Origin of the sequence: Actinophytocola sp., from assembly GCF_036002505.1 — a bacterium.
In the GTDB taxonomy this organism is placed as follows: domain Bacteria; phylum Actinomycetota; class Actinomycetes; order Mycobacteriales; family Pseudonocardiaceae; genus DASYTH01.
Genome location: NZ_DASYTH010000319.1, coordinates 1 through 19,233, shown reverse-complemented (window position 1 = coordinate 19,233; position 19,233 = coordinate 1). Strand labels below are relative to the sequence as shown.

General features: G+C 68.2%; 23 protein-coding genes. 12 read left to right on the top strand and 11 right to left on the bottom strand.

The features are described from left to right. The first annotated feature begins 94 nt into the window (after positions 1 to 94). Positions 95 to 895 (top strand): transposase family protein, encoded by an 801-nt coding sequence (locus VGR06_RS27945; RefSeq protein WP_414637345.1) that lies wholly within the window; start codon positions 95 to 97, stop codon positions 893 to 895. Between the two features lie 135 nt (positions 896 to 1,030). Here the strand turns inward: VGR06_RS27945 and VGR06_RS27940 are convergent, their stop codons facing one another. From VGR06_RS27940 to VGR06_RS27925, 4 genes are all read right to left on the bottom strand, one after another. After that, positions 1,031 to 1,594 carry a helix-turn-helix domain-containing protein gene (locus tag VGR06_RS27940; RefSeq protein WP_327562120.1) on the bottom strand — a complete coding sequence of 188 codons (564 nt, stop codon included), beginning with the start codon at positions 1,592 to 1,594 and terminating at the stop codon, positions 1,031 to 1,033. Between the two features lie 518 nt (positions 1,595 to 2,112). Then, positions 2,113 to 2,331: an integrase core domain-containing protein gene (locus VGR06_RS27935; protein ID WP_327562123.1), complete on the bottom strand. Its 219-nt coding sequence runs from the start codon at positions 2,329 to 2,331 to the stop codon at positions 2,113 to 2,115. Beyond that, positions 2,241 to 3,074, bottom strand: coding sequence for a helix-turn-helix domain-containing protein (locus VGR06_RS27930; protein WP_327562119.1), 834 nt, complete (start codon positions 3,072 to 3,074; stop codon positions 2,241 to 2,243). The genes VGR06_RS27935 and VGR06_RS27930 overlap by 91 nt, the downstream gene beginning before the upstream one ends. Before the next feature lie 603 nt (positions 3,075 to 3,677). Beyond that, a complete protein-coding gene (locus VGR06_RS27925) occupies positions 3,678 to 4,751 on the bottom strand; it encodes an MBL fold metallo-hydrolase (RefSeq protein WP_327562118.1) in 1,074 nt (357 codons plus the stop codon). Between the two features lie 617 nt (positions 4,752 to 5,368). On the opposite strand from VGR06_RS27925, the gene VGR06_RS27920 reads away from it, so the two are divergent. From VGR06_RS27920 to trxB, 3 genes are all read left to right on the top strand, one after another. Next, positions 5,369 to 5,959, top strand: a complete 591-nt coding sequence (locus VGR06_RS27920) for a carboxymuconolactone decarboxylase family protein (RefSeq protein ID WP_327562117.1) — start codon at positions 5,369 to 5,371, stop codon at positions 5,957 to 5,959. Continuing rightward, positions 5,956 to 6,270 (top strand): thioredoxin, encoded by a 315-nt coding sequence (gene trxA, locus VGR06_RS27915; protein ID WP_327562116.1) that lies wholly within the window; start codon positions 5,956 to 5,958, stop codon positions 6,268 to 6,270. The genes VGR06_RS27920 and trxA overlap by 4 nt, the downstream gene beginning before the upstream one ends. A gap of 64 nt (positions 6,271 to 6,334) precedes the next feature. After that, complete coding sequence (gene trxB / locus VGR06_RS27910; RefSeq protein WP_327562122.1) at positions 6,335 to 7,327, top strand: thioredoxin-disulfide reductase; 993 nt, start codon at positions 6,335 to 6,337, stop codon at positions 7,325 to 7,327. A gap of 89 nt (positions 7,328 to 7,416) precedes the next feature. Here trxB and VGR06_RS27905 read toward each other — a convergent pair whose 3' ends face one another. Then, positions 7,417 to 7,878, bottom strand: a complete 462-nt coding sequence (locus tag VGR06_RS27905; protein WP_327562115.1) for a helix-turn-helix domain-containing protein — start codon at positions 7,876 to 7,878, stop codon at positions 7,417 to 7,419. Positions 7,879 to 7,890: 12 nt separating this feature from the next. Here VGR06_RS27905 and VGR06_RS27900 point away from each other — a divergent pair, with 12 nt between their 5' ends. The 3 genes from VGR06_RS27900 to VGR06_RS27890 all read left to right on the top strand — a co-directional run bounded on the left by VGR06_RS27900 (position 7,891) and on the right by VGR06_RS27890 (position 9,557). Continuing rightward, the gene (locus VGR06_RS27900; protein ID WP_327562114.1) at positions 7,891 to 8,268 is read left to right on the top strand and encodes a helix-turn-helix domain-containing protein; all 378 of its coding nucleotides are present in this window, start codon (positions 7,891 to 7,893) and stop codon (positions 8,266 to 8,268) included. 118 nt (positions 8,269 to 8,386) lie between these two features. Beyond that, positions 8,387 to 8,860, top strand: coding sequence for a MarR family winged helix-turn-helix transcriptional regulator (locus VGR06_RS27895; protein ID WP_327562113.1), 474 nt, complete (start codon positions 8,387 to 8,389; stop codon positions 8,858 to 8,860). 316 nt (positions 8,861 to 9,176) lie between these two features. Continuing rightward, entirely contained in the window at positions 9,177 to 9,557 is a 381-nt protein-coding gene (locus tag VGR06_RS27890; RefSeq protein WP_327562112.1) for a hypothetical protein, read from the top strand. A 459-nt stretch (positions 9,558 to 10,016) separates the two neighbouring features. Here the strand turns inward: VGR06_RS27890 and VGR06_RS27885 are convergent, their stop codons facing one another. Further along, positions 10,017 to 10,640 carry a TetR/AcrR family transcriptional regulator gene (locus VGR06_RS27885; RefSeq protein ID WP_327562111.1) on the bottom strand — a complete coding sequence of 208 codons (624 nt, stop codon included), beginning with the start codon at positions 10,638 to 10,640 and terminating at the stop codon, positions 10,017 to 10,019. A 141-nt stretch (positions 10,641 to 10,781) separates the two neighbouring features. Between VGR06_RS27885 and VGR06_RS27880 the strand changes: the two genes are divergently transcribed. The 5 genes from VGR06_RS27880 to VGR06_RS27860 all read left to right on the top strand — a co-directional run bounded on the left by VGR06_RS27880 (position 10,782) and on the right by VGR06_RS27860 (position 15,687). Beyond that, positions 10,782 to 11,576 carry an SDR family NAD(P)-dependent oxidoreductase gene (locus VGR06_RS27880; protein WP_327562110.1) on the top strand — a complete coding sequence of 265 codons (795 nt, stop codon included), beginning with the start codon at positions 10,782 to 10,784 and terminating at the stop codon, positions 11,574 to 11,576. A 2-nt stretch (positions 11,577 to 11,578) separates the two neighbouring features. Beyond that, entirely contained in the window at positions 11,579 to 12,712 is a 1,134-nt protein-coding gene (locus VGR06_RS27875) for a DUF5938 domain-containing protein (RefSeq protein ID WP_327562109.1), read from the top strand. A gap of 6 nt (positions 12,713 to 12,718) precedes the next feature. Beyond that, positions 12,719 to 14,254: a long-chain fatty acid--CoA ligase gene (locus tag VGR06_RS27870; RefSeq protein WP_327562108.1), complete on the top strand. Its 1,536-nt coding sequence runs from the start codon at positions 12,719 to 12,721 to the stop codon at positions 14,252 to 14,254. A 479-nt stretch (positions 14,255 to 14,733) separates the two neighbouring features. Further along, positions 14,734 to 14,940: a hypothetical protein gene (locus tag VGR06_RS27865; protein ID WP_327562107.1), complete on the top strand. Its 207-nt coding sequence runs from the start codon at positions 14,734 to 14,736 to the stop codon at positions 14,938 to 14,940. 42 nt (positions 14,941 to 14,982) lie between these two features. Next, on the top strand, positions 14,983 to 15,687 hold the full coding sequence (locus VGR06_RS27860; protein ID WP_327562106.1) for a hypothetical protein: 705 nt from the start codon (positions 14,983 to 14,985) through the stop codon (positions 15,685 to 15,687). A 172-nt stretch (positions 15,688 to 15,859) separates the two neighbouring features. Here VGR06_RS27860 and VGR06_RS27855 read toward each other — a convergent pair whose 3' ends face one another. From VGR06_RS27855 to VGR06_RS44050, 5 genes are all read right to left on the bottom strand, one after another. Beyond that, a complete protein-coding gene (locus tag VGR06_RS27855) occupies positions 15,860 to 16,672 on the bottom strand; it encodes an ExeA family protein (protein WP_327562105.1) in 813 nt (270 codons plus the stop codon). Beyond that, on the bottom strand, positions 16,669 to 16,848 hold the full coding sequence (locus VGR06_RS27850; protein ID WP_327562104.1) for a hypothetical protein: 180 nt from the start codon (positions 16,846 to 16,848) through the stop codon (positions 16,669 to 16,671). Before VGR06_RS27850 ends, VGR06_RS27855 begins: the two co-directional genes overlap by 4 nt. Next, a complete protein-coding gene (locus VGR06_RS27845) occupies positions 16,845 to 18,230 on the bottom strand; it encodes a DDE-type integrase/transposase/recombinase (RefSeq protein ID WP_327562103.1) in 1,386 nt (461 codons plus the stop codon). The genes VGR06_RS27850 and VGR06_RS27845 overlap by 4 nt, the downstream gene beginning before the upstream one ends. Positions 18,231 to 18,283: 53 nt before the next feature. Next, a complete protein-coding gene (locus tag VGR06_RS27840; RefSeq protein WP_327562102.1) occupies positions 18,284 to 18,898 on the bottom strand; it encodes a hypothetical protein in 615 nt (204 codons plus the stop codon). Between the two features lie 172 nt (positions 18,899 to 19,070). Continuing rightward, the coding region (locus VGR06_RS44050) for a winged helix-turn-helix transcriptional regulator (protein WP_414637346.1) at positions 19,071 to 19,233 on the bottom strand (163 nt) is incomplete at its 5' end.

The following is a 19,233-nucleotide window of genomic DNA, read 5'->3' as shown; positions in this document are numbered from 1 at the left end:
CCCTCGGTAGGTAGTTCTCACCACAAGATCACCCACATGGTGAGGACCCCACGTGATCACGTATCGTGCCACGCTCGACGTCCCGAGGGAACTCGTGCAGTACCTCGGCCGGTTGCTGGCCGCCGAACGCCGCGCGCGAGGCACTCGCTCCGGTACCCGCGCCCTGACCTGCTTCTACCAGGCGCTGCTGGTGCTGGTCTGGTTCCGCAAGGGCGAGGACGCCACCCTGCTGGGCGCCGGCTTCGGCATCTCCCGGGCCACCGCATACCGGTACCTGGCCGAGGGCATCGCGGTACTGTCCGCCCAGGCCCAGGATCTGCACACCGCCCTGCGCCGGGTCGCCGCCGACGGCTGGTCGTACGTGATCCTGGATGGCAAGCTGTTCGACTGCGACCGGCTGACCGAAACCACTGTTTCCGTCAAGGGCGAGACGATCGACGCCTGGTATTCCGGCAAGCACCGCGACTTCGGCGCGAACATTCAAGCCATCATGCGCCCGGACGGGCTGCCGATCTGGACGTCAGCGGCGATGCCCGGGCATCTGCACGACACGACCTGCGCCCGCCAACTGGGCGTGACCGCTGCGCTGAACTGGTCCGCCAGTGACCTCGAGCTGCCCGCCCTGGCCGACTCCGGTTACGAAGGCGCAGGCCATGGCATCAAGACCCCGGTCAAGCAGCCCGCCGACGGCAGCCGGCTCGCCATCGACAACCGCGCCTACAACCGGCTGCTGCGCGGGCTGCGCTGGCAAGGCGAACGCGGCTTCGCGATCCTGATCGGACGCTGGAAAACACTCCGTCACACCACCGCCAGCCCACGCCGCGTCGGCGACATCGTCGCCGCAGCGCTCCACCTGACTCATTTCGAATACAAATACCTACCCGAAAGTTGCTGAGATCAACTCAATGGCTTTCGATGAAGGCCTCTGGTGGTTCGCACCGGCATCAAAGCGAGGCTCGGCCCCTACATACTTTCCTTCCGGGGATGTCGGTATTCGGCATGCCGCTGACCATCGATGACGTTTCGTTGGTCAGCGCCATTTTGCGGCGGCGTCGACTACGCGTTCGAGCAGCGTGTCGGGCACGGTGGCCTCCTGCAGGGTGGTGCCGAAGACCAGCGGGCCGAGCAGGAGGGCGGTCAGCGCCGGGGGCTGCAGCGGTTCGTCGAGTTCTCCGGCGTCGGCGGCGAGGGCGAACGCGGCCTGCAGCCGCTGGTCGAGGAGTTGGAGTTGATGGTCACGTAGCGTGGTGGCCGCGGTTTGCCAGCGGGCCTGGTACATGAGGGCGATCGCGATTGATGCGAGGGCCGGCAGGGCGAGTTCGTCGGCGATTCGGCGGAGTTCGGCGAGCAGCCACGGGCGTAGCGGGAGGCGTGGCTGGAGGAAGAACGGGACCTCGGCGTCGGACATGGCGTCCCGTAGCAGGTCGTCGGGGCTGCTCCAGTGGCGGTAGACGGTGGCGCGACCGACGCCTGCGCGTTGCGCGACCCGCTGGTGGGTGACGGCTGCCGGGCCCTCGTCCCGCAGCAGTTCGCGGGCCGCGGCCAGCATGGACTCGCGGCTGCGCATGAACCTGGGGTCCTGAGGGTCGGCCATAGCACCATGTTACGAGACATGTTGACTCATTGCACAAGCCTGTGCCACAGTAGGCCGATGACGAGACAACATGTATCACAGTTACAGTACGTGACGGCAGACTCGCCGGAACGCCACCGGCGGTCCGGGACCCCCCGCCGGTGGTGGATCTTGGCGACTGCCGGCGTGGCGCAACTGATGGTCACGCTAAAGGGAGGTCGCCAAGAACGGTGTCCCACCGGTACGTGTCGGGCGCTGATGGGGTGATGCCCGAGGTGCGGGCTCACGTGTCGGTCCCCGGTGGACGGCGAGTCTTCATCCCGCCAAAGCATCAGGTTCATTGGAGCCCCAGGGTCGGACGTCTGGAGACGGCACCGGCAAGGGCCCGACAGCTAAACCGGGCGGCGTGCTCACCGCCTTGTGCCGTGCCAGAACTCGTCGCACGGCCTGTGACCTGCGGCTCGCTTGATCCGGTCAGGCAGCCCGTGAGTACTGGTTGATCATGCCGCCGAGGGACTCGTCTTCGCCGCACCGGTGCGTCAATCGCGACGACCACATCCGGGTCGTGGTTGGGCGGGTGCTGGCCGAGACCCTGGTGTGGACGGTGGGTCGTTGAAGTGGCGCTCGTACGCGCCGAGCACGGCACGAGCGTGGCAATCGTTGTAGATCAGCATCCGATCGGTGCACTCGGCTCGGACGCTGCGGACGAACCGTTCGACATAGCAGTTCGCGCGAGGCGTTCGGGGTCGTGGGGGAATTGACGACCTCGATGTTCGCAGCCGCGAAACACGGCGTCGAACGAGCCGGCGAACTCGGAGTCTCGGTCCCGGATTAGGAGCCGGAAGCCGCTGATTCGGTCGCCGAGGTCCATGACGAGGTTACGGACTTGCTGGGTGGTCCAGTCCGCCGTGGGATGGGCGGTGACGCCGAGGATGTGGACCCGTCGGGTGGCGATCTCCATCACGACCAGCACGTATAGCCGCCGCAAGATGATCGTGTCGATGTGGAAGAAGTCGGTCGCGAGCAGCCCAGACGCCTGCGTGCGCAGGAAGGTCCGCCAGCTGGTGTCGGCCTCGCGGGGCGCCGGGCCGACCCTATCGGCAGCGAGGATACGGCGGATCGTGCCCGCGCCGACCCGGTGGCCAAGACCGACCAGTTCCCCTCGCACTCGGCGGTGCCCCCAGCGGGGATTCTCCCGGGCCAGTCGGAGGACAAGGTCGCGTAACTCGTCGCTGATCCTCGGGCGTCCGGGCCGATTCGGATAGTGCCGGCTCACCAGACGTCGGTGCCAGGACATCAGCGTCGCCGGGGTGACGATCCGATGCCGCCACAACTCACGCGGAAGAGCGCGGACCAGAGCGGAAAGCACGGCCCGGTCTGGCCGGGACAGCCGAGGCCGACCGACCTGGCGACGCAACACGGCGACCTCGTGGCGCAGCACCAACAGCTCGGCAGTCATCGCGGCCTCGCTACGCGTCACCTCCGGCAACCAGCCGAACATCGGAACCGCGGTCAGGTACAGCAGTCGAACAACCATGTACCGCATCCTCGGGCAATCGGAAAAAGCCAGCTCACACCATGTGCGAGTAGTTCTGGAGGTCTCCCACTGGGATTGGCTTCGAGCGTGCGTGCAGTGGGCACACTAGCCCTTATCTGGTCGCTCGGCAGGCCTCTTGAGCACGCGGCCGGTCTCGCGCGCGTCCGCCAGCGCCCGCTCATCGGCCATGAGCGTGCAGTCGCTGACTGCGTCGGCGGTACATTGCGGCGCCAACCCGGGCACCAACCTGCTCCCTGTGGCCTTGCTGGATCGACGGGTCTGGCTCCGTGGCCGAGTTTCTGATCGGACGCGCGGCGCCCCCACCGCCAGGTCCAGCGACCGGTTATGCGTCGTACTCAGCCGTCCTCATGCGAATCGGAGCTCGTGGACGGTGCGATACGGCCAGGCCGGCCACGAAACCGTTGACCCAACGAGATCCAGTTCGATGCTGGCCGACTGGCACGTACCGCTCGGGACTGTCAGCTGTGCCCCCTTCCGGGCGTGATCGTCGAAGACAACGCTGGCTGAAGCGGCGATGACCTCGCCGCTTCGGCCCGATCGCGGCGCTCAGGCGTGGATGCCGAACGCCCCGAGGATGCCGGCGTCGATCCGGGTGGTGTTGACCATGGCTGCGGCGTTGCCGAGGGTGAAAACGTCTGCTCCGGCTAGTCGGCCGAGGTACTTCGACGTGATCGGCGCCGCGGCCCGCTGCGCCGCGTCGTCGCGATAGGACCTGAAGGTGGCCCAGGCGTTCCCTGCCGGACCGTACTTTTCGAAATACGGCGTGGGGTCCAAGGTGTTCAACGTCTCGACGGTGCTTGCGGTGAGATCCGCGACATACTCCTTCTGCAAGCGTACGTCTGCCCTCGTACCCAGGCGGCCCAGGTGGCCGCCGACGTAGGTGTCCCAGGCGGTGTTGAGCACGATGTCGTGCGCCGCCCGCCAGCCGGGGATGTCCTGTGACTCGGCGAGGTTGGTGAACGGCACCCAGCCGGGATAGATGATGTCCACCACCATCAGGGTACGGGCGCTCGGAACGCGGATGAAGATGTTGTCGGGGCTGTGGTTGGGCCCGTGGTAGCTGAGTTCCACGTGCTCGCCGCCGACGTGCAGGTGGTACCGGTCCTCGAAGGTGACGGTGGGCAGTGGTCGGTTGCTGTCCCGGTCGGCCCGGAGCAGCCGCTTCGCTTCGGTGTGCGCAACCCGGACGATACGGTTGCCGAAGAGTGCCGCCGCGCCGATGTGGTCGGCGTGCGAGTGCGAGTAGACGAGGTGGGTCACCCGATCCGGTCGGCGCCGGGCGTGGGCGACCTCTTGGGTGGCACGCAGGAGGTTGTGCCCGATGGTCGGTGGGGCGTCGATCAGCACGATGCCGTCCGTGGTCGTGAGGAACATCGCCTGGTAGAAGCTGTTGGTGATCCAGTAGAGGTTCCCAGCGATGCGCCCGACGTGGTAGCCGGACTCGTTCATCGGGGGTCCGAGGGAGCCGGGCGGCACCGGCGCGTAGTCCGGCAGCTCGTCCGACGGCGGCGGGGTGGCCTGTGCCGCGCCGAATCCGGCGACACCGAGCAGGGACGCCGTCGCCGGTACAGCACCCGCTGCGACTGCCTGACGGAGGAAGGTACGACGATTCGAAGGCATGATTCTCCTCGCTAATTGCGACCAAGAGCAAATATTTGTTGATCAACGAGGCTACGTCGACGCCCTTCAAACGGCGTGGCCCTGTCGGTGTTTTCGTTTGGCGGTGGCTGCGGCTGTCGATTCGTGGGTTCGGCATCGACCCCACTGACGGCAGCGAAGCGGTAAGGATGGTCTGGTTCCGCCGACCAGGTCGCCGGCGTACGTCAGGTCGGTGGAGGGGCCGGCCAGTTCGCCACTAGCGGCATGCACCCAGCCAACCAGCTGACCTGCGCACTCGCGGGCTGGGCCTGGTGAGGCCGACTGCGGCCGGGCCCGCGATCACGAGGACGGCCTTCTTCGTTCGGTGACGCCTGATGTGCCGTGGGGCGCTGTCGAGGGAGCGGTGCGCCCGCCCCAGGCAGTAGTGCCGGGTGGTGAACCAGACGGCCGTTATGCCCGAAACGAGGCGGAGGCGCTCAGCGGATGGGTGGCTCCGCGGAGCGTGGATGCGGTCTTGGGTGCTCACCATTAACGCAGAAACTCGTTTCATGCGCAACTAGATTGGCGGTCCTTCTTGACCCGAGGGTCGTCAGCGCGCAGAATGTTGGCAATCGATTGCCAAGCACTTTGGGGGCGTCATGCCGCGTATCAGCTACGTCGACCCGGCCACGATCACCGATCCTGAGTTGGCCGGTTACATCGAGGACTCGCGCAGGTACGGCACGCCCCGGGTGGAGAGTCAGGCCATCCGGGCGCATGTGCCGGCCGTGCTGCGCACGTTCAACCAATCGTGGCAGGCGGTGTTCCGCGAGGGCGTGCTCGATCACAACGTCAAGGAGCTGGCCCGGGTCTACGTGGCCAAGACGTTGGAGTGCGGGTACTGCGCCGGGCAGCGGTCGCATCTGGCGACCGCCGGCGGGCTGACCGAGCGGGAGTTCGACGAGGTCATCGAGTTCCGGCAGTCGACCGTGCTGTCCGAGCGGGAGAAGGCGGCGCTGCTGCTGGCCGAGGCGATCGCCTGGGATCCGCTGATGGCCGACGACGAGGTGTGGGCGAGACTGCACGAGCACTTCACCGAGCCGGAGATCGTCGAGCTGGGCTATTTCATCGGCCTCACCATGGGGCAGCAGAAGTTCCTCAAGACCCTCGGTATCAAGCACGGCGAACTTGGCTTGGAGAACACGGCGGGCCTCGCGCCGGACGTCGCCGCCGCCCTGACCGCGCGATGAACACCGCCACCGACGGCGACTTCGAGTCCGTGGTGCTAGGCGGGAAGGCGGTCCTGGTGGACTTCTGGGCCGCTTGGTGCGGACCGTGCCGGCAGCTCGCGCCGGTGCTCGAGGCGTTGCAGACAGAGTTGGCGGGTCGGGTCACCGTGGTCAAGCTGAACGCCGACGAGAACCCGGAGACGGCGTCGCGCTACGACGTCTCCGGCCTGCCGACGGTGATTCTATTCGTCGACGGCGAGCCGGTGCAGCGCATCCATGGACTCAAGCCGAAGGGCGCATTGCGCGCCGCGCTCGAGCCGTGGATCTCCTGATCAGCAGAATGGCCGGCAAGGTGACGCTGCCGCACATCGTGGTCGCTGAACGTCGACGGGAGGAATCGCAGTGGATGAGGTCCGCAATCTGATCATCATCGGCTCGGGCCCGGCCGGGTACACGGCGGCGCTCTACGCCGCCCGGGCCAACCTCAAGCCGCTCGCGATCGAGGGTGTGCAGTCCGGCGGCGCGCTCATGACCACCACCGAGGTCGAGAACTTCCCGGGTCACCCGGACGGGGTCATGGGCCCCGAGCTGATGGACAACATGCGCAAGCAGGCGGAACGCTTCGGCGCCGAGTTCATCACCGACGACGTCAGCCGGGTCGACTTCGGCGAGCGGCCCACCGAGGCAGGCGCCGAAGGGCTCAAGACGGTGTACGTCGGCGAGACCGAGTACTTCGCCCGCGCCGTCATCCTGGCGACCGGCTCGGCCTGGCGCCCGCTCGGCGTCCCCGGCGAGCGGGAGATGCTGGGCCACGGCGTGTCGTCGTGTGCGACCTGCGACGGGTTCTTCTTCCGCAACCAGCACATCATCGTGGTGGGCGGTGGCGACTCCGCGATGGAGGAGGCCACCTTCCTCACCCGCTTCGCCGCGTCGGTGACCATCGTGCACCGGCGGGACTCGTTCCGGGCGAGCAAGGTCATGCAGGTGCGGGCGCTGAACAACCCGAAGGTCAAGATCGAGTGGGACAGCGTGGTCGAGGAGATCGTCGGCGAGGACGGCAAGGTCGCCGGCGCGCGGGTACGCAACCTGAAGACCGGCGACACCAAGGTCCTCGACATGACCGGCGTGTTCGTGGCGATCGGCCACGACCCGCGTAGCGAGCTGTTCCAGGGCCAGATCGAGCTGGACGCCGGCGGTTACGTGAAGGTCGACAGCCCGAGCACCCGGACCAACATCCCGGGCGTGTTCGCGGCGGGCGATCTGGTCGACCACACGTACCGGCAGGCCATCACCGCGGCCGGCACCGGCTGTGCCGCGGCGCTGGACGCCGAGCGCTTCATCGCGTCATTCATCGAGCTCCCGCTTCCGGTGGGCGCGGCCAGGTGGTGATACCACCGACGGTGTCAGGCCGGTCGGCTCGGCGGGGTGTGTGCCGGGGCCGACCGCGAAGACGCGCGACGGTGGTGAGGCACGCCGGGTCAAGCGAGGGCGGTTGCCGGTCGAGGCTTGCGTGCAACGACCACAGCGTCCTTGCCGACCGTCGTGCCGCGATCATCGACGAATTCGAGACGGACCGGACGACCGTTGGCTGTTGCGGTGGTGTAGGCGATACCGGCGCCCGGTTCCTCTGGGAGGTGGGCTTCTCCCCATTGGATCAGCGCGGCCAGAATCGGCATGACGTCGCGCCCGGCCGCAGTGAGGACGTATTCGTCGTGGGACCGCTCACCCTTCTCCTGGTATCTGCGTCGTTCCAGCAGCCCAGCGTCGACTAGCGCATCCAGTCGTGTGCCGGGTGTGCCACTCGGTACGCCGATGCGTTGGAACTCGCCGTACTTCGTCCGCCCGAGAAACGCCTCACATAACAGCAGCAGGTTCCACTTCTGGCCGAGGACGGCCAGCGACCGGGCAATGGGGCAGGACTGGTTGGCCGGCAGCGACATGGGGTCGATCTCGTGCTCCGTGAGGCGTTCTTCGGCACCCGGCGATTCGATGACTTCGCGCGCCGGGTGGGCATCGGCGAACCTGCAGTCGCCGCACGAATGACGGAACTGACCGCGGACGGACTACTGGACCGCGTGCCCTATCAGGAGCCCGGCCAACGGACGCGATACGAATACCAGCTGACCAAGAAGGGCCGCGACCTGCTCCCGGTGATCACCGCCCTGCGGGAATTGGCGACACCTGGGCCTCCGACGCCAGTGGACCGCCCGTGCGATCCGTTCACCGCGGCTGCGAAGCGACCGTCCGTCCGCGGAGCTGTGCGACACGGCCACGATGTCGCGCCGGAAGAACTCGAAATCCAGGCAGGTCCCGGTCTGATCAGCGCATGAAGGTACGAATCCTGGAGATGCTCGCTGATTTCCGGGGGGAACGGTTGACCGCATGACCGCCGGTCGCACTAGGCGAGGAAGTTGCGGGCGGACGCAACTCCGGCGATAGAGTGACGGGGTGACGACGCCGGTGCCCGGACTGGACGGCGACGAGGAGATCCTGTGGCGGTCGCTCGTCGAACTCCTGCTGCGACTCCCCCGCATCCTGGACGAATACTTCGACCGGGAAGCCAAGGTGAGCATGTCCGACTACTCCGTCCTGGTCGCCCTCTCCGAAGCACCGGCCGGCGAACTGCGCATGGGAGAACTCGCCGAGACGACCGCACTGTCCCGCAGCCGAACGACCCGCGTTGTCGACGACCTCATACGCCGGTCCCTGGTCACACGTCGCAAGTGCGAGCAAGACGGGCGCGGCGCACTCGCCGCCCTCACCCCGCAGGGACTGGCCGTGCTCACCGCGGCCTACCCCGGTCACCTTGCCCGCGTACGCTCGCTGGTCCTCGACCACATCACCAGGAGCGAGATGCGCACCATGACCCAAGCCCTATCCCGGGTGCTGACCGCGCTCCGCGAAGACACCGCCGGCGACTGAGCGAGCGACTCAGAATGCCGCAGCGCAATAATCTCTCAAATTAGTTGCTTGCAAACACAACTATACCCTCGTACTGATAACACACGGCGGCACCTCGAGCCGCACCACCAACAGATCCGGGGCATCCCGTACCAAACTCGCCGCACCCCACCTAGACCTGCGCATCGCCGTCCTCGCCGTACGCATTTGGGGCGAATCCACCCGGCCACCGACAGCGCTGGACGAGACCCGGCCGCGATCCAGGCCCTCGCGGTTTCGCCAGTCCGCATTACCCGCAAGCCATTTATGTCCGCGCGCAAATATCTTGGAGATTGCCGTGACGTCATCCCTCAGGTCCGACCGCCGAACCTTCCTACGCCAAGCCGCCGTAGCCGCGGCTGTTCCGGCCGCAGCCGGATTGCTGGGCCTCAACCTTCCCGGTAGCGCCTATGCCGCTTCATCCGCAGCCACCCCCGCGGACGGCCTGCCGGACTACGCGCCGGTGCCAGCAGGCGCCTTCGGCCCTGCAGTGAACCAAGCGGGTTACTTCGTCGGGCACATCGGCGGAAACCTGTACTGGGTCACCGACGGCTTCTACCAGGCGATGTTCCTGACCACCACCGAAGGCGTGGTCATGGTCGACGCACCGCCCGACCGGCGCTGGCCTGCAGTTTCTTGTGAGACTCACGCTTCTGACGGCTCCGCCACTCCCCCTTGACCCCCAGTAGTCAGGTGGGCCAGCGGCATACTCGAGCGTGTTACCCTGGTCGCCACCGAGCCTACTCAGCCGAGTAAAGGAGTCTCTCACTTCAAGGTGCCGGAGTCCGAGGTGAGAGCGCACACGAACGGGTTGCTGCGCCAGTGTTTCCCCAATGGCAGGAACCTGCGGGTCCACGGCCCCGACGACCTCCGCGCGGTCGAGGACCGCCTCAACAACCGGCCCGAAGGGTTCTTGGTTGGGCCACGCCAGCCGAGCGTCTACATGCGAGCCATGGCACCATCAAAGTCGAACTGTTGCGACGATCGCTCGAATCCACCCTGGAACCCACCGCCGCTAGGGGTCGGTTTCACGCGTCGTCGACACGAGCGAACGGTCCTGCCACTCCGTCGTGCCCTCGGGCGGCGTCCGTTGTCCAACGGGGAAGTCGCCGGCACGAGCCCTGGACAACGCTGCAGATCACGCGACCAAGAGTGGCATCACCGTGCGGACTTGGGCCACGAGGCTGTCCAGCGCGGTTTGGCGCCCGCCCAGGTATCCCAGCAGCGTCTGCTGGAACAGGCCGTCGAGCATCCCGTAGGCGACCCCCGGGTCAACGGAGACGGGTCGGCCGTCGAGCTCGGCGTAGCGGGTGACGACGCGCCAGATCATGTCCTGGAGAGTGTGGTCGATCTCGGTGACAGCGTCGCGGAGCTGATCCTCGAACATGCTCTGGGTGCGCAGGTCGTACCAGAGCCTGTGCATCGGCGCCTCTTCGCGGATCGTCTCGGTCAGCTTCGCCGCGAAGGCGTCGACTAGGTCGTCGGCAGTCGTGGAGTCGCTCACGACGGAGTCGTACCGGGTGACGCAGCGCGCCTTGTAGTAGCGCACGCTGTAGATCACCAGCTCCAGCTTGTCCTGGAAGTAGTAGTGCACCACCCCGTGGCTGAACGTCGAGTTGTTCGCGATCTCCCGGAGGCTGGCGCGGGCGTACCCCATCGCGCCGAGGGTCGTCAACGCCGATTCGGCGAGCTCGTCACGGCGCTGGTCGTACTTGTCGACAGGCCGCACCGCGCCGCGGCGCGAGGTATTCGTCGGTGCCACGTCACCATCCTAGGAGCCGATCCTCGACGCTTGACAATCGCCCAAACTTTCCTGAACAAGTGTCAAGGTTTCTCTTGACAAGTGTCAAGACGGAGCCTGTGATGGGGTCACCACCGTCATCGACGACACCCGGGAGCTGCCATGACAGACGTACGCCTCAACGATCGCAAGGCCCTCGTGACGGGCGGTGCTCAGGGGCTCGGCGAAGGGATGGTCCGCGCGCTCGCCGCGGCGGGCGCGCAGGTCGTGGTGGCGGACCTGCAGGACGACCTCGGACCCAAGGTGGCCGAGTCGCTCGGCGCGGGGCACGGCTTCGTGCACCTGGACATCACCGACGACGCCGGTTGGGACGCCGCGGTCACGCAGACCGTCGACCTGCTCGCTGGCCTCGACATCGTGGTCAACAACGCCGGCGTGGAGATCACGAGCCTCCTCGTCGACCTCGACCCCGCGGCGGTCCGCAAGCAGCTCGAGGTCAACCTGCTCGGGACGGCGCTCGGCATCAAGCACGCCTTCCGCGCGATGCGCCCGGGCGGCGCCGCGGGCGGCGGAGGCGTCGTCGTCAACGTGGCGTCGGTCGCCGCGACGATCGCGTTCCCCGGCATCGGGGTCTACTCGGCGACCAAGGCCGGGGTCGACCGGCTCACCCGGGTCGCCGCGATGGAGTCCGGCAAGCTGGGATACGGCGTCCGTGTCAACTGCATCTACCCGGGACTGGTACCGACCGCGATGGGCGCGGGGCTGGCCAACGACTGCGCGAGGCTCGGCCTGTTCGCATCGCCGGAGGAGGCGGTCGGCGCGGTCATCGGGCTCACCCCGTCGGGTCGCCTCGGCGAGGTCACCGACATGGCCGACGCTGTGGTGTTCCTGGCGTCCGACGCGGCGCGCTTCATCAACGGCGTCGGTCTGCCGGTCGACGGCGGGATGGGGATGTGACCATGTCGCAGGACACCAAGCCCGTCGTCGTCTACGGCGCGTCAGGCTACACCGGACGGCTGATCTGCGAGTACCTGCGCGAGTACAACGTGCCCTTCGTGGCCGCCGGCCGCGACGCCGGCAAGGTCAAGGCGTCCATGCATACGCACGTCCCTGGCGTCGAGACGGCGGACTACGAGATCCTCGAGGTGGCCCACGACGTCGGGTCCCTGACCAAGGCGTTCGCCGGCGCCTCGGTCGTGTGCAACACGGTCGGCCCGTTCAGCCAGCTCGGTCCCGAGGTTGTCGAGGCGTGCCTCGCGAGCGGGACGCACTACCTGGACACCACCGGCGAACAAGACTGGCTCATCACCTGCGACGAGAAGTACGGCTCCGACTTCGCGGCCGCCGGTCTGCTCCTCGCCCCGGGCGTCGCGCAGATGTACACGACGGGCGAGATCGCGGCCGAGCTGTGCCTGGAACGGCCGGGTCTGGACACGTTGGACATCGCGGTGTTCTGGGGCGGCAGTCCGACCATCGCCTCCACATTGACGATCCTGGTCAACGCGGCGTTGGCGAACGCCTACCACCTGGAGCAGAACCGGTACGTCGCCTGGGATCCCAACGCAGGGCTCTACCAGCTCGCGCTGCCCGGTCAGCACGAGCTGGCCCTGGCGCTGCCCTGGGGTGGCACGTCCCACCCGGTCTGGTACCGCAAGGATCCGCGGGTGGCCAATGTGAAGGTGCTCGGCGGGGTCTTCAACAAGCCACTGATGATGGGAGTGCCGCAGATCGTGGCGGCGGCGGTCGAGGCCACGAAGGACATGCCGGCCGACGAGCGGTACGCCGCGCTCACCGCGACCGCGGCGCAGGTGATGAACCAGATGCCGCCGCGCGAGAATCCGCGCCTCAACAAGTCCCTGGACTCCGTCCACGCCTCCGGGCCCCTCGGCCGGGCACACTGCGTGATCTACGGCAACTCCAACTACAAGCAGACCGGCCTGATGCAGGCCTACGCGGCGTACTCGCTGCTCCAGCAGCCACCGCGCCGCACCGGCTTCGCGTCCGGGTGCCAGGCCTTCGGGCACCGCGAGCTGCTCGGCGTACTCAGCAGCTTCGGTCTGGTGCGCGAACCGGTTGTCACACTCCAGGGTTGAGGCACCATGCGACTGGTCGACTATCTCGACAAGGGTGCCTCGCTCGGTCCGGACTCGCCGTGCGTCACCACTGACGGGCGGACCAGGTCCTACGCCGAGGTGCAGGAGCTCAGCTCCCGCATCTCGGCGGCCCTGGCGGCACGAGGCGTCCGCCCCGGCGACCGGGTCGCCGTCCTGTCCGCGAACGACCCGACGGCATTCACCTGTGTCTTCGGGATCAGCCGCGCCGGCGCGGTCTGGTGTCCGATCAATCCGCGCAACGAGGCGTCGGAGAACCGCGAGCTGCTCGCGCTGTTCGGCTGCACGACCCTGATCTTCCAGGAGCGCTTCGCGCCGCTCGTGGCCCAGATCCGCGGCGAGCTCACCGACCTGACCACGCTGGTCTGCCTCGACGGTGACGTCGACGACACCTTGTCCTGGGACGACTTCCTCGGCCTCGGCGCGGGAGACGTCGACGTGCCGGCGCTCGACGACCTGGCGATGATCGTCGGCACCGGTGGCACGACCGGCCGGCCGAAGGGCGTCGAGCTGACCGGAACGAACCTCGAGACGATGACCGCCATCACGTTGATGAGCTATCCGTTCGAGGGGCGGCCGGTCTACCTCGCGCTCGCGCCGCTCACACACGCCGCCGGGGTGCTGTGTTTCCCGGTCCTGGCGTTGGGCGGGGAGATCGTCGTCATGCGCGACCCGGACATCGGAGCCTTCTTGGCGCTCATCGAACGGCACCGGGTGACGCACTCCTTCCTGCCGCCCACCCTGATCTACATGGCACTCGGGCACGAACGCCTCGACGACACTGATCTGTCGTCGTTGCAATGCTTCTGGTACGGCGCAGCACCGATGTCGGCTGCCCGGCTCGACGAGGCACTCCGCCGGATCGGTCCTGTCATGGCGCAGCTCTTCGGCCAGACCGAGGCCCCCATGATGATCTCCACCATGGCCCCGCGCGACCACTTCCGTCCCGACGGTACGGTCGCCACCGAGCGACTTGCCTCAGCGGGACGCCCGGCCCCGCTGGTCACCGTGGCCATCATGGACGAAAACGGTCGGCTCAGAGCGCGACGTGAGATTGGGGAGATCGTCGTACGCAGTTCGCTGGTGATGCGCGGCTATCACCGTGACCCACAGGCCACCGTAGCCGCCTCCGCCTTCGGATGGCATCACACCGGCGACATCGGCTACCTCGACGACAACAACTTCCTGTTCATCGTCGACCGCGCGAAGGACGTCGTCATCACCGGCGGCTTCAACGTCTATTCCACCGAGGTCGAGCAGACGATCATGCAGCATCCCGCGGTTCAGGACTGCGCCGTCATCGGCCTTCCGGACGACAAATGGGGTGAACGGCTCACCGCCGTGGTGCAGCTCCGGACCGGCGAAACCCTCGACCCGTCCGAGATCAAATCATTCGTCAAACAACGGATCGGCAGCGTGAAGACCCCGAAGCAGATCGAGGTGTGGCCGGATCTCCCCAGATCCAAGGTCGGAAAGATCCTCAAAAACGACCTCAAGGTCAAACTCACATCACACCAGGCATGAACACGTCCGGTCGGTTTGAACGAGACTGAAGCGTCCCGGGTTTGATGCCGCTCCGTTTCTTGCGGAGGATGTGGATCACGCCCAGGAGATACCCGGCCGAGCAGCGTGAACGTGCAACGCGGTTGGCTGTAGGGCTCGCAAACCCGCGATCAGGCCCTTGACGTGCGATTCTGTGCGAGGTCAGCGTCCGGGGCAGCTGCGACGCTTCGGCCATGAACGCGTCGTTGGCGTACCTGCTGTTTCGGCAGGTGCTACAGATGTTGACCCGTCGCCCGCGGCGGCGGAGCCAAAGACGTCGAACGCCTCGTACTCCGCCACCAGGTGGCGGTGTTACGCCGCCGAGTACACCGCCCCGACCTCGAACTGGCCGACCGGGTGGTGCTGGCCGCCCTGTCGCGGAGACGACCCGGCTGCGCCAGGGTGACCTGTGGTACGTCGACGAGGACCTGGGTGCTCTGCTCGCCGCTGCGCACCCAAGCATGCCCGCGTTCGCGCCGCGCCCGAACGACCTGCCGTCCAAGATTGGGCTCGCGGTGTTCGCCGAGCCGATCGCGATCTATCCGGCGCAGGAGGCCCGCCGCGACGACCTGGTCGACACGCTCGCCACCACCCGCGGTGGCGACCAGTTCCGGCAGCTGACCGAGAAGATCTACGACGACCAGGCCCGCACCGTGGCCGTCTCCTGAGGACCGACGACCAACCCACGCTGGCGGGCCGGCGGGCTGTGGATGTCCTTCTCCGCGGTCACCAACAGGACCGCGGACGACGTGCTCGCTGGCAAGCCCGCCGCAGCCGCGCGGGCTCGCGGGATGCTGCCGCCGCTGACCGTCGACAACGAGGCCGCGCCCGCGTGGCGGCCCGAGGGTGCCCCGCCCGAGGAGTTCATGCTGACCGGTACCGCGGACCAGCACGGAACGCTGTCGTGGGCGCGGCTGGTCTTCGCCGCGTTCCAGCTCGCCGCGCAGGGCAACCTCGCCGAAACCGAGCAGCAGCCCGTGCCGCGCTCGGAACGCCGGCGCACGGAACGCGCCGGGCTGCCGCCCCGTGACGTGCGGATCGTGCGGCTGCGCCGCAGCGTCGCCGCCGCCTGCGACGCCGAGCAGGACGGCGTCGGCCACGAATGGCGGCACCGCTGGGTCGTACGCGGCCACTGGCGCTGCACCCTCGTCAGCGTCAACAACAGCCGACTCATCTTCAACGACCCGAAGACCCGGGGCAGCCGCGCCTGGATCGCCCTGTCACCACGGGCCGGCGCTGCGCTACAGCGTCAACGCCGCCGCCAGTCCGAACAGCCAACGACGACTTCCAGATACGACGATCTCGATCTGGTGTTCAGCCGGCCTGATGGACAACCCTTGAGGCCCGAACGTACTCCACCGCTTCCGCGGCCTGATCGCCGACGCTGGCCGTACCGGCGATCGTGCCGGCCCTAAGTGGTCCGCGCTGTAAGTCCTTCGGGGGTTATGCGGCGGGGGTCAGTACGTGTTGCCCGTCGCTTTGGTTGAGGACGTGGAAGTCGTTGACGGTGAGGACGTGGGGCTTGCGGAAAGCCCCGCCGGGCGAATGCCGGGCGGGGCTTTGGTCACCGTGGTGATGTGCTGGTGCTCATTCTGAGGTGACCTCGGTGATCGCGGTGCGGGCGGAGGATTCGTCGACGATGCTCTTGTTGGTGGCGAACGCGGCGATGAGGGCCTGGAGGGCGAGGTTGTTGACGGCGCGGGGGTAGCCGCGGCTGGTCTGGTGGATCAGTGCCGCGGCGTCGTCGGAGAACAGGGTGTCGGAGCGGCCGGCGAGGGTCAGGTGGTGGCGGATGTAGCTGGCGGTCTCCTCGGCGGTCATCGCGGGCAGGGTGTAGCGCAGGGCGATGCGCTGGTCGAGGGCGGCCAGTACCCCGAGTTTGATCTTCCGGCGGAGGGTGGGTGGCCCGACGAGTAGGCAGGCGAACGGTGATCGGCTGTCGAGGTCGTGGTTGGTCAGCATCCGGATGCCTTCGAGTTGGGTGTGGTCGAGCAGGTGGGCCTCGTCGATGACGAGGATGGGGACCCGGCCGCGTTCGGCGTACTCGATGGCGAGGGCGTCGGTGGCCTGCGGGATCAGGGTGGCGTGGTGGAAGCGGGGCACCCCGCCCAGGGCGGTGACGATGGCGTGGTGGATGCCGCGGGCGCCGACGGCGGGGTTGGGTAGGTAGATGACGCTGTGCCGGCTGGTGTCGAGTGTGGACAGGACGGCGCGGACCGCGACGGTTTTGCCGGCGCCGACCTCGCCGGTGATCACGCCGAGGGTGTGTTGGTCGACGCACCAGGTGATGCGGGCGACGGCTTCGGCGTGGCTGGTGTGGCGGTGCAGCATGCCGGGGGCGAGGTCGCGGCCGAAGGGCATGCGGGTGAATCCGTAGAAGCTTTGCAGTTTGTCGATCATCGGGAGTCCTCGTCGGTGTGGTCGTGGGGGTGCCCGGTGATGCGGGCCAGCAGGGCGGCCTTGGCCGCCAGGTAGGCGGCCCGGTCGGCGGGGTCGGCGGCGGGGCCGGCTTCGGTGAGGCGCCGGGCCTGGGCCAGCAGGGCGGCGATCTGGGTCGCCGATGCGGTGCCGGTCACGGCGTGGCCTCGCCCACGGTCGGCGAGGTGTTGGTGACGTTGTCCAGCAGGGCGGCGTAGTTGACCTTTTCGGCGAGTTCGGCGTGGTGGGCGGCGTCGACCAGCGGCAGGTAGGCGATGCCGCTGGCCGGTGGCGGCGGCGTGGGTGGGGTCTCGGGTCGGGCCTGGGGGTGGGCGTGGCGGCCGATGCGATGCGGGATGGCCAGCCCCATCGGCTTGCCGTGCAGGCGCACCTCGATGGTGGTCAGGTCGAACGGGTCGTAGACCAGCTCGATCTGCCGGCCGACCAGGTCGGGGTCGACCTGGTAGACGTTGCCCAGCAGGGACACGGTGGCGGTCTTGGTGACCTGGCGGTGCGCCGACCACAAGAACGCCTCACGCAGCGCCGCCGGGCTCGGCAAGGCGAACGGTGCGCCGGCGGTCCAGCGGTCGATCGGGGGCTGCCCGGTCTCGGAGTGCACCCGGCGGGGGTAGACCTGCTCGACCCAGGCGGTGAACAGCCGGTTCAGCTCGCCCAGATCGGCGACGTGGTGGCGGCCGGGCTCGCCGGTGCCGGTGACCTCGACCAGGAACTGGCCCCGCACCGTCTCGAACAGCCGTTCGATTTTGCCTCTGCCTTCGGGCCGCCCCGGGGTGGAGTGGGTCAGCTTGATGCCCAGCACCGCCAGGGCGCGGCGCAGCCAGGCGTCCACGAACGCGGACCCATTGTCGACGTAGACGGCCTCCGGCACCCCGCGTGAGGCCAGAGCGGGGCGCAGCGCGGCGGCCAGCCGCACGGTGTCCTCGGCGTGTCCGAACCGGTGCCCGACCACCGCCCGGCTGTGGTCATCGATGAAGGCGAACAGGTAGGTCTTACGTCCGGCCACCACGGGCCCATGGAGGGCATCACCGGTCCACAACTGGTTCGGGCGGGCCGCTTCGAACCTGCCGAACACCGTCCTGCCCGGCTGCGGCCGGGACAACTCCAGCCGGGTGAACAGGCGCAGCACCGTCGACTCCGACGGCGTCCAGCCCAGGTGAGTACGCAGGATCCGTACCACCTGCGCCGCGGTGCGGTCCGGGTTCTCCCGCTTGAGCGCCGCGGCCATGTCCAGCACCTCGCCCGGGGTGCGGGCGGTGACCTGCCGCGGCGTGGGTAGCAGCGCGTCGAACCCGCCGCGGCGCCAGGCCAGGATCCACCGGTCCAGACTCTGCCGTGACACCCGCACCGGCACCCCGAACGGGCCGGGATGCTCCCGGCCGGCCAACTCGCGCACCAGCCGGCCGCGCTGGCGGGTGGACAACCCGGGGTCGGCCGCTTCCCGGATCAACTGGTAGCGGAACAACGCCACCGCCCGGGCCCGCTCGACACGCGCCCGTACTTCATCCTCAGCCGCCGTCATCGGCGCCTCCTCACCACTCATCACGAAGATCGACAAGCGTTGAGGGTGGCCGATCACATCAGCGCCGCCCAGGACGAACTCGTGTTGATCGATCCCGCCGGCCAGCCCGGCGCCAGCAACCGACCCGCCGAGACCGCGCAAACCACCTGCCACACCGTCACCCTGGTCACCGCGAACCGGGCCGTCACCGCGACCGCGGCCGCCCCGATCGCCGCCACCGCATCCGCCCACACCGACCCGGCCGGCTCCGGCAGCACCGGATCTGCCGCCACCGCACACAGCAGCCGGGTAAACCAGCCCCGCACCGCCTCGACCCGGCAACCGAACCGGCGAAGCCACCCCCGCACCGTCCCCAGCGGACGGTCAACCAGCACGGCGACCGGCCTGGCGCCCAACCCCGCCGCCTTCGCCACGATCGCCGCCCCGACCACGTCGACACCATCCGCCCGCCGCAGCAGCACCCCGACCGGCAGCAACACATGCGTGGCCCGGCACCCGCGACACACCGCCCGTCGCGGACGCACCGACACCCGACCAGACCCCACGCGGATCACCCGCGCCCGGGCATGCCCCCACCGGGCCAGCACACCCGCGCAGCCCGGGCACGCCAACTCTCCCGCCACCAAACGCCGCTCGACCACGACCGCATCCGCGCCTACCGTCAACACCGGTGCCTCCGCGCACCACCGCGCGGCCCTCCCGAGCCTGGCCAAAGGAAACGGGAGGGCCGCTGCCCGTCCAAACCTCCCCACAGTGATGACGAGCAGCAAGAAGGGCAACCCACCCGGCCGCCCTCGATCAGATCCTCACCGTCAATGACGCCAACCGGCCCCTACGTCCTCACCCAGAACGCTCGGGGACAGTCCAGAGCAGGAACCGGGGATTGGTGTGTTCGTCGCGCAGCTCGACCCATCGCTCGCCCCAGGCGCCGAGCGCCAACAGTACGGGCCAAAGCTCCTCGCCGGCGTCGGTGAGAATGTACCGGACTCCGGGGCCACTGGCC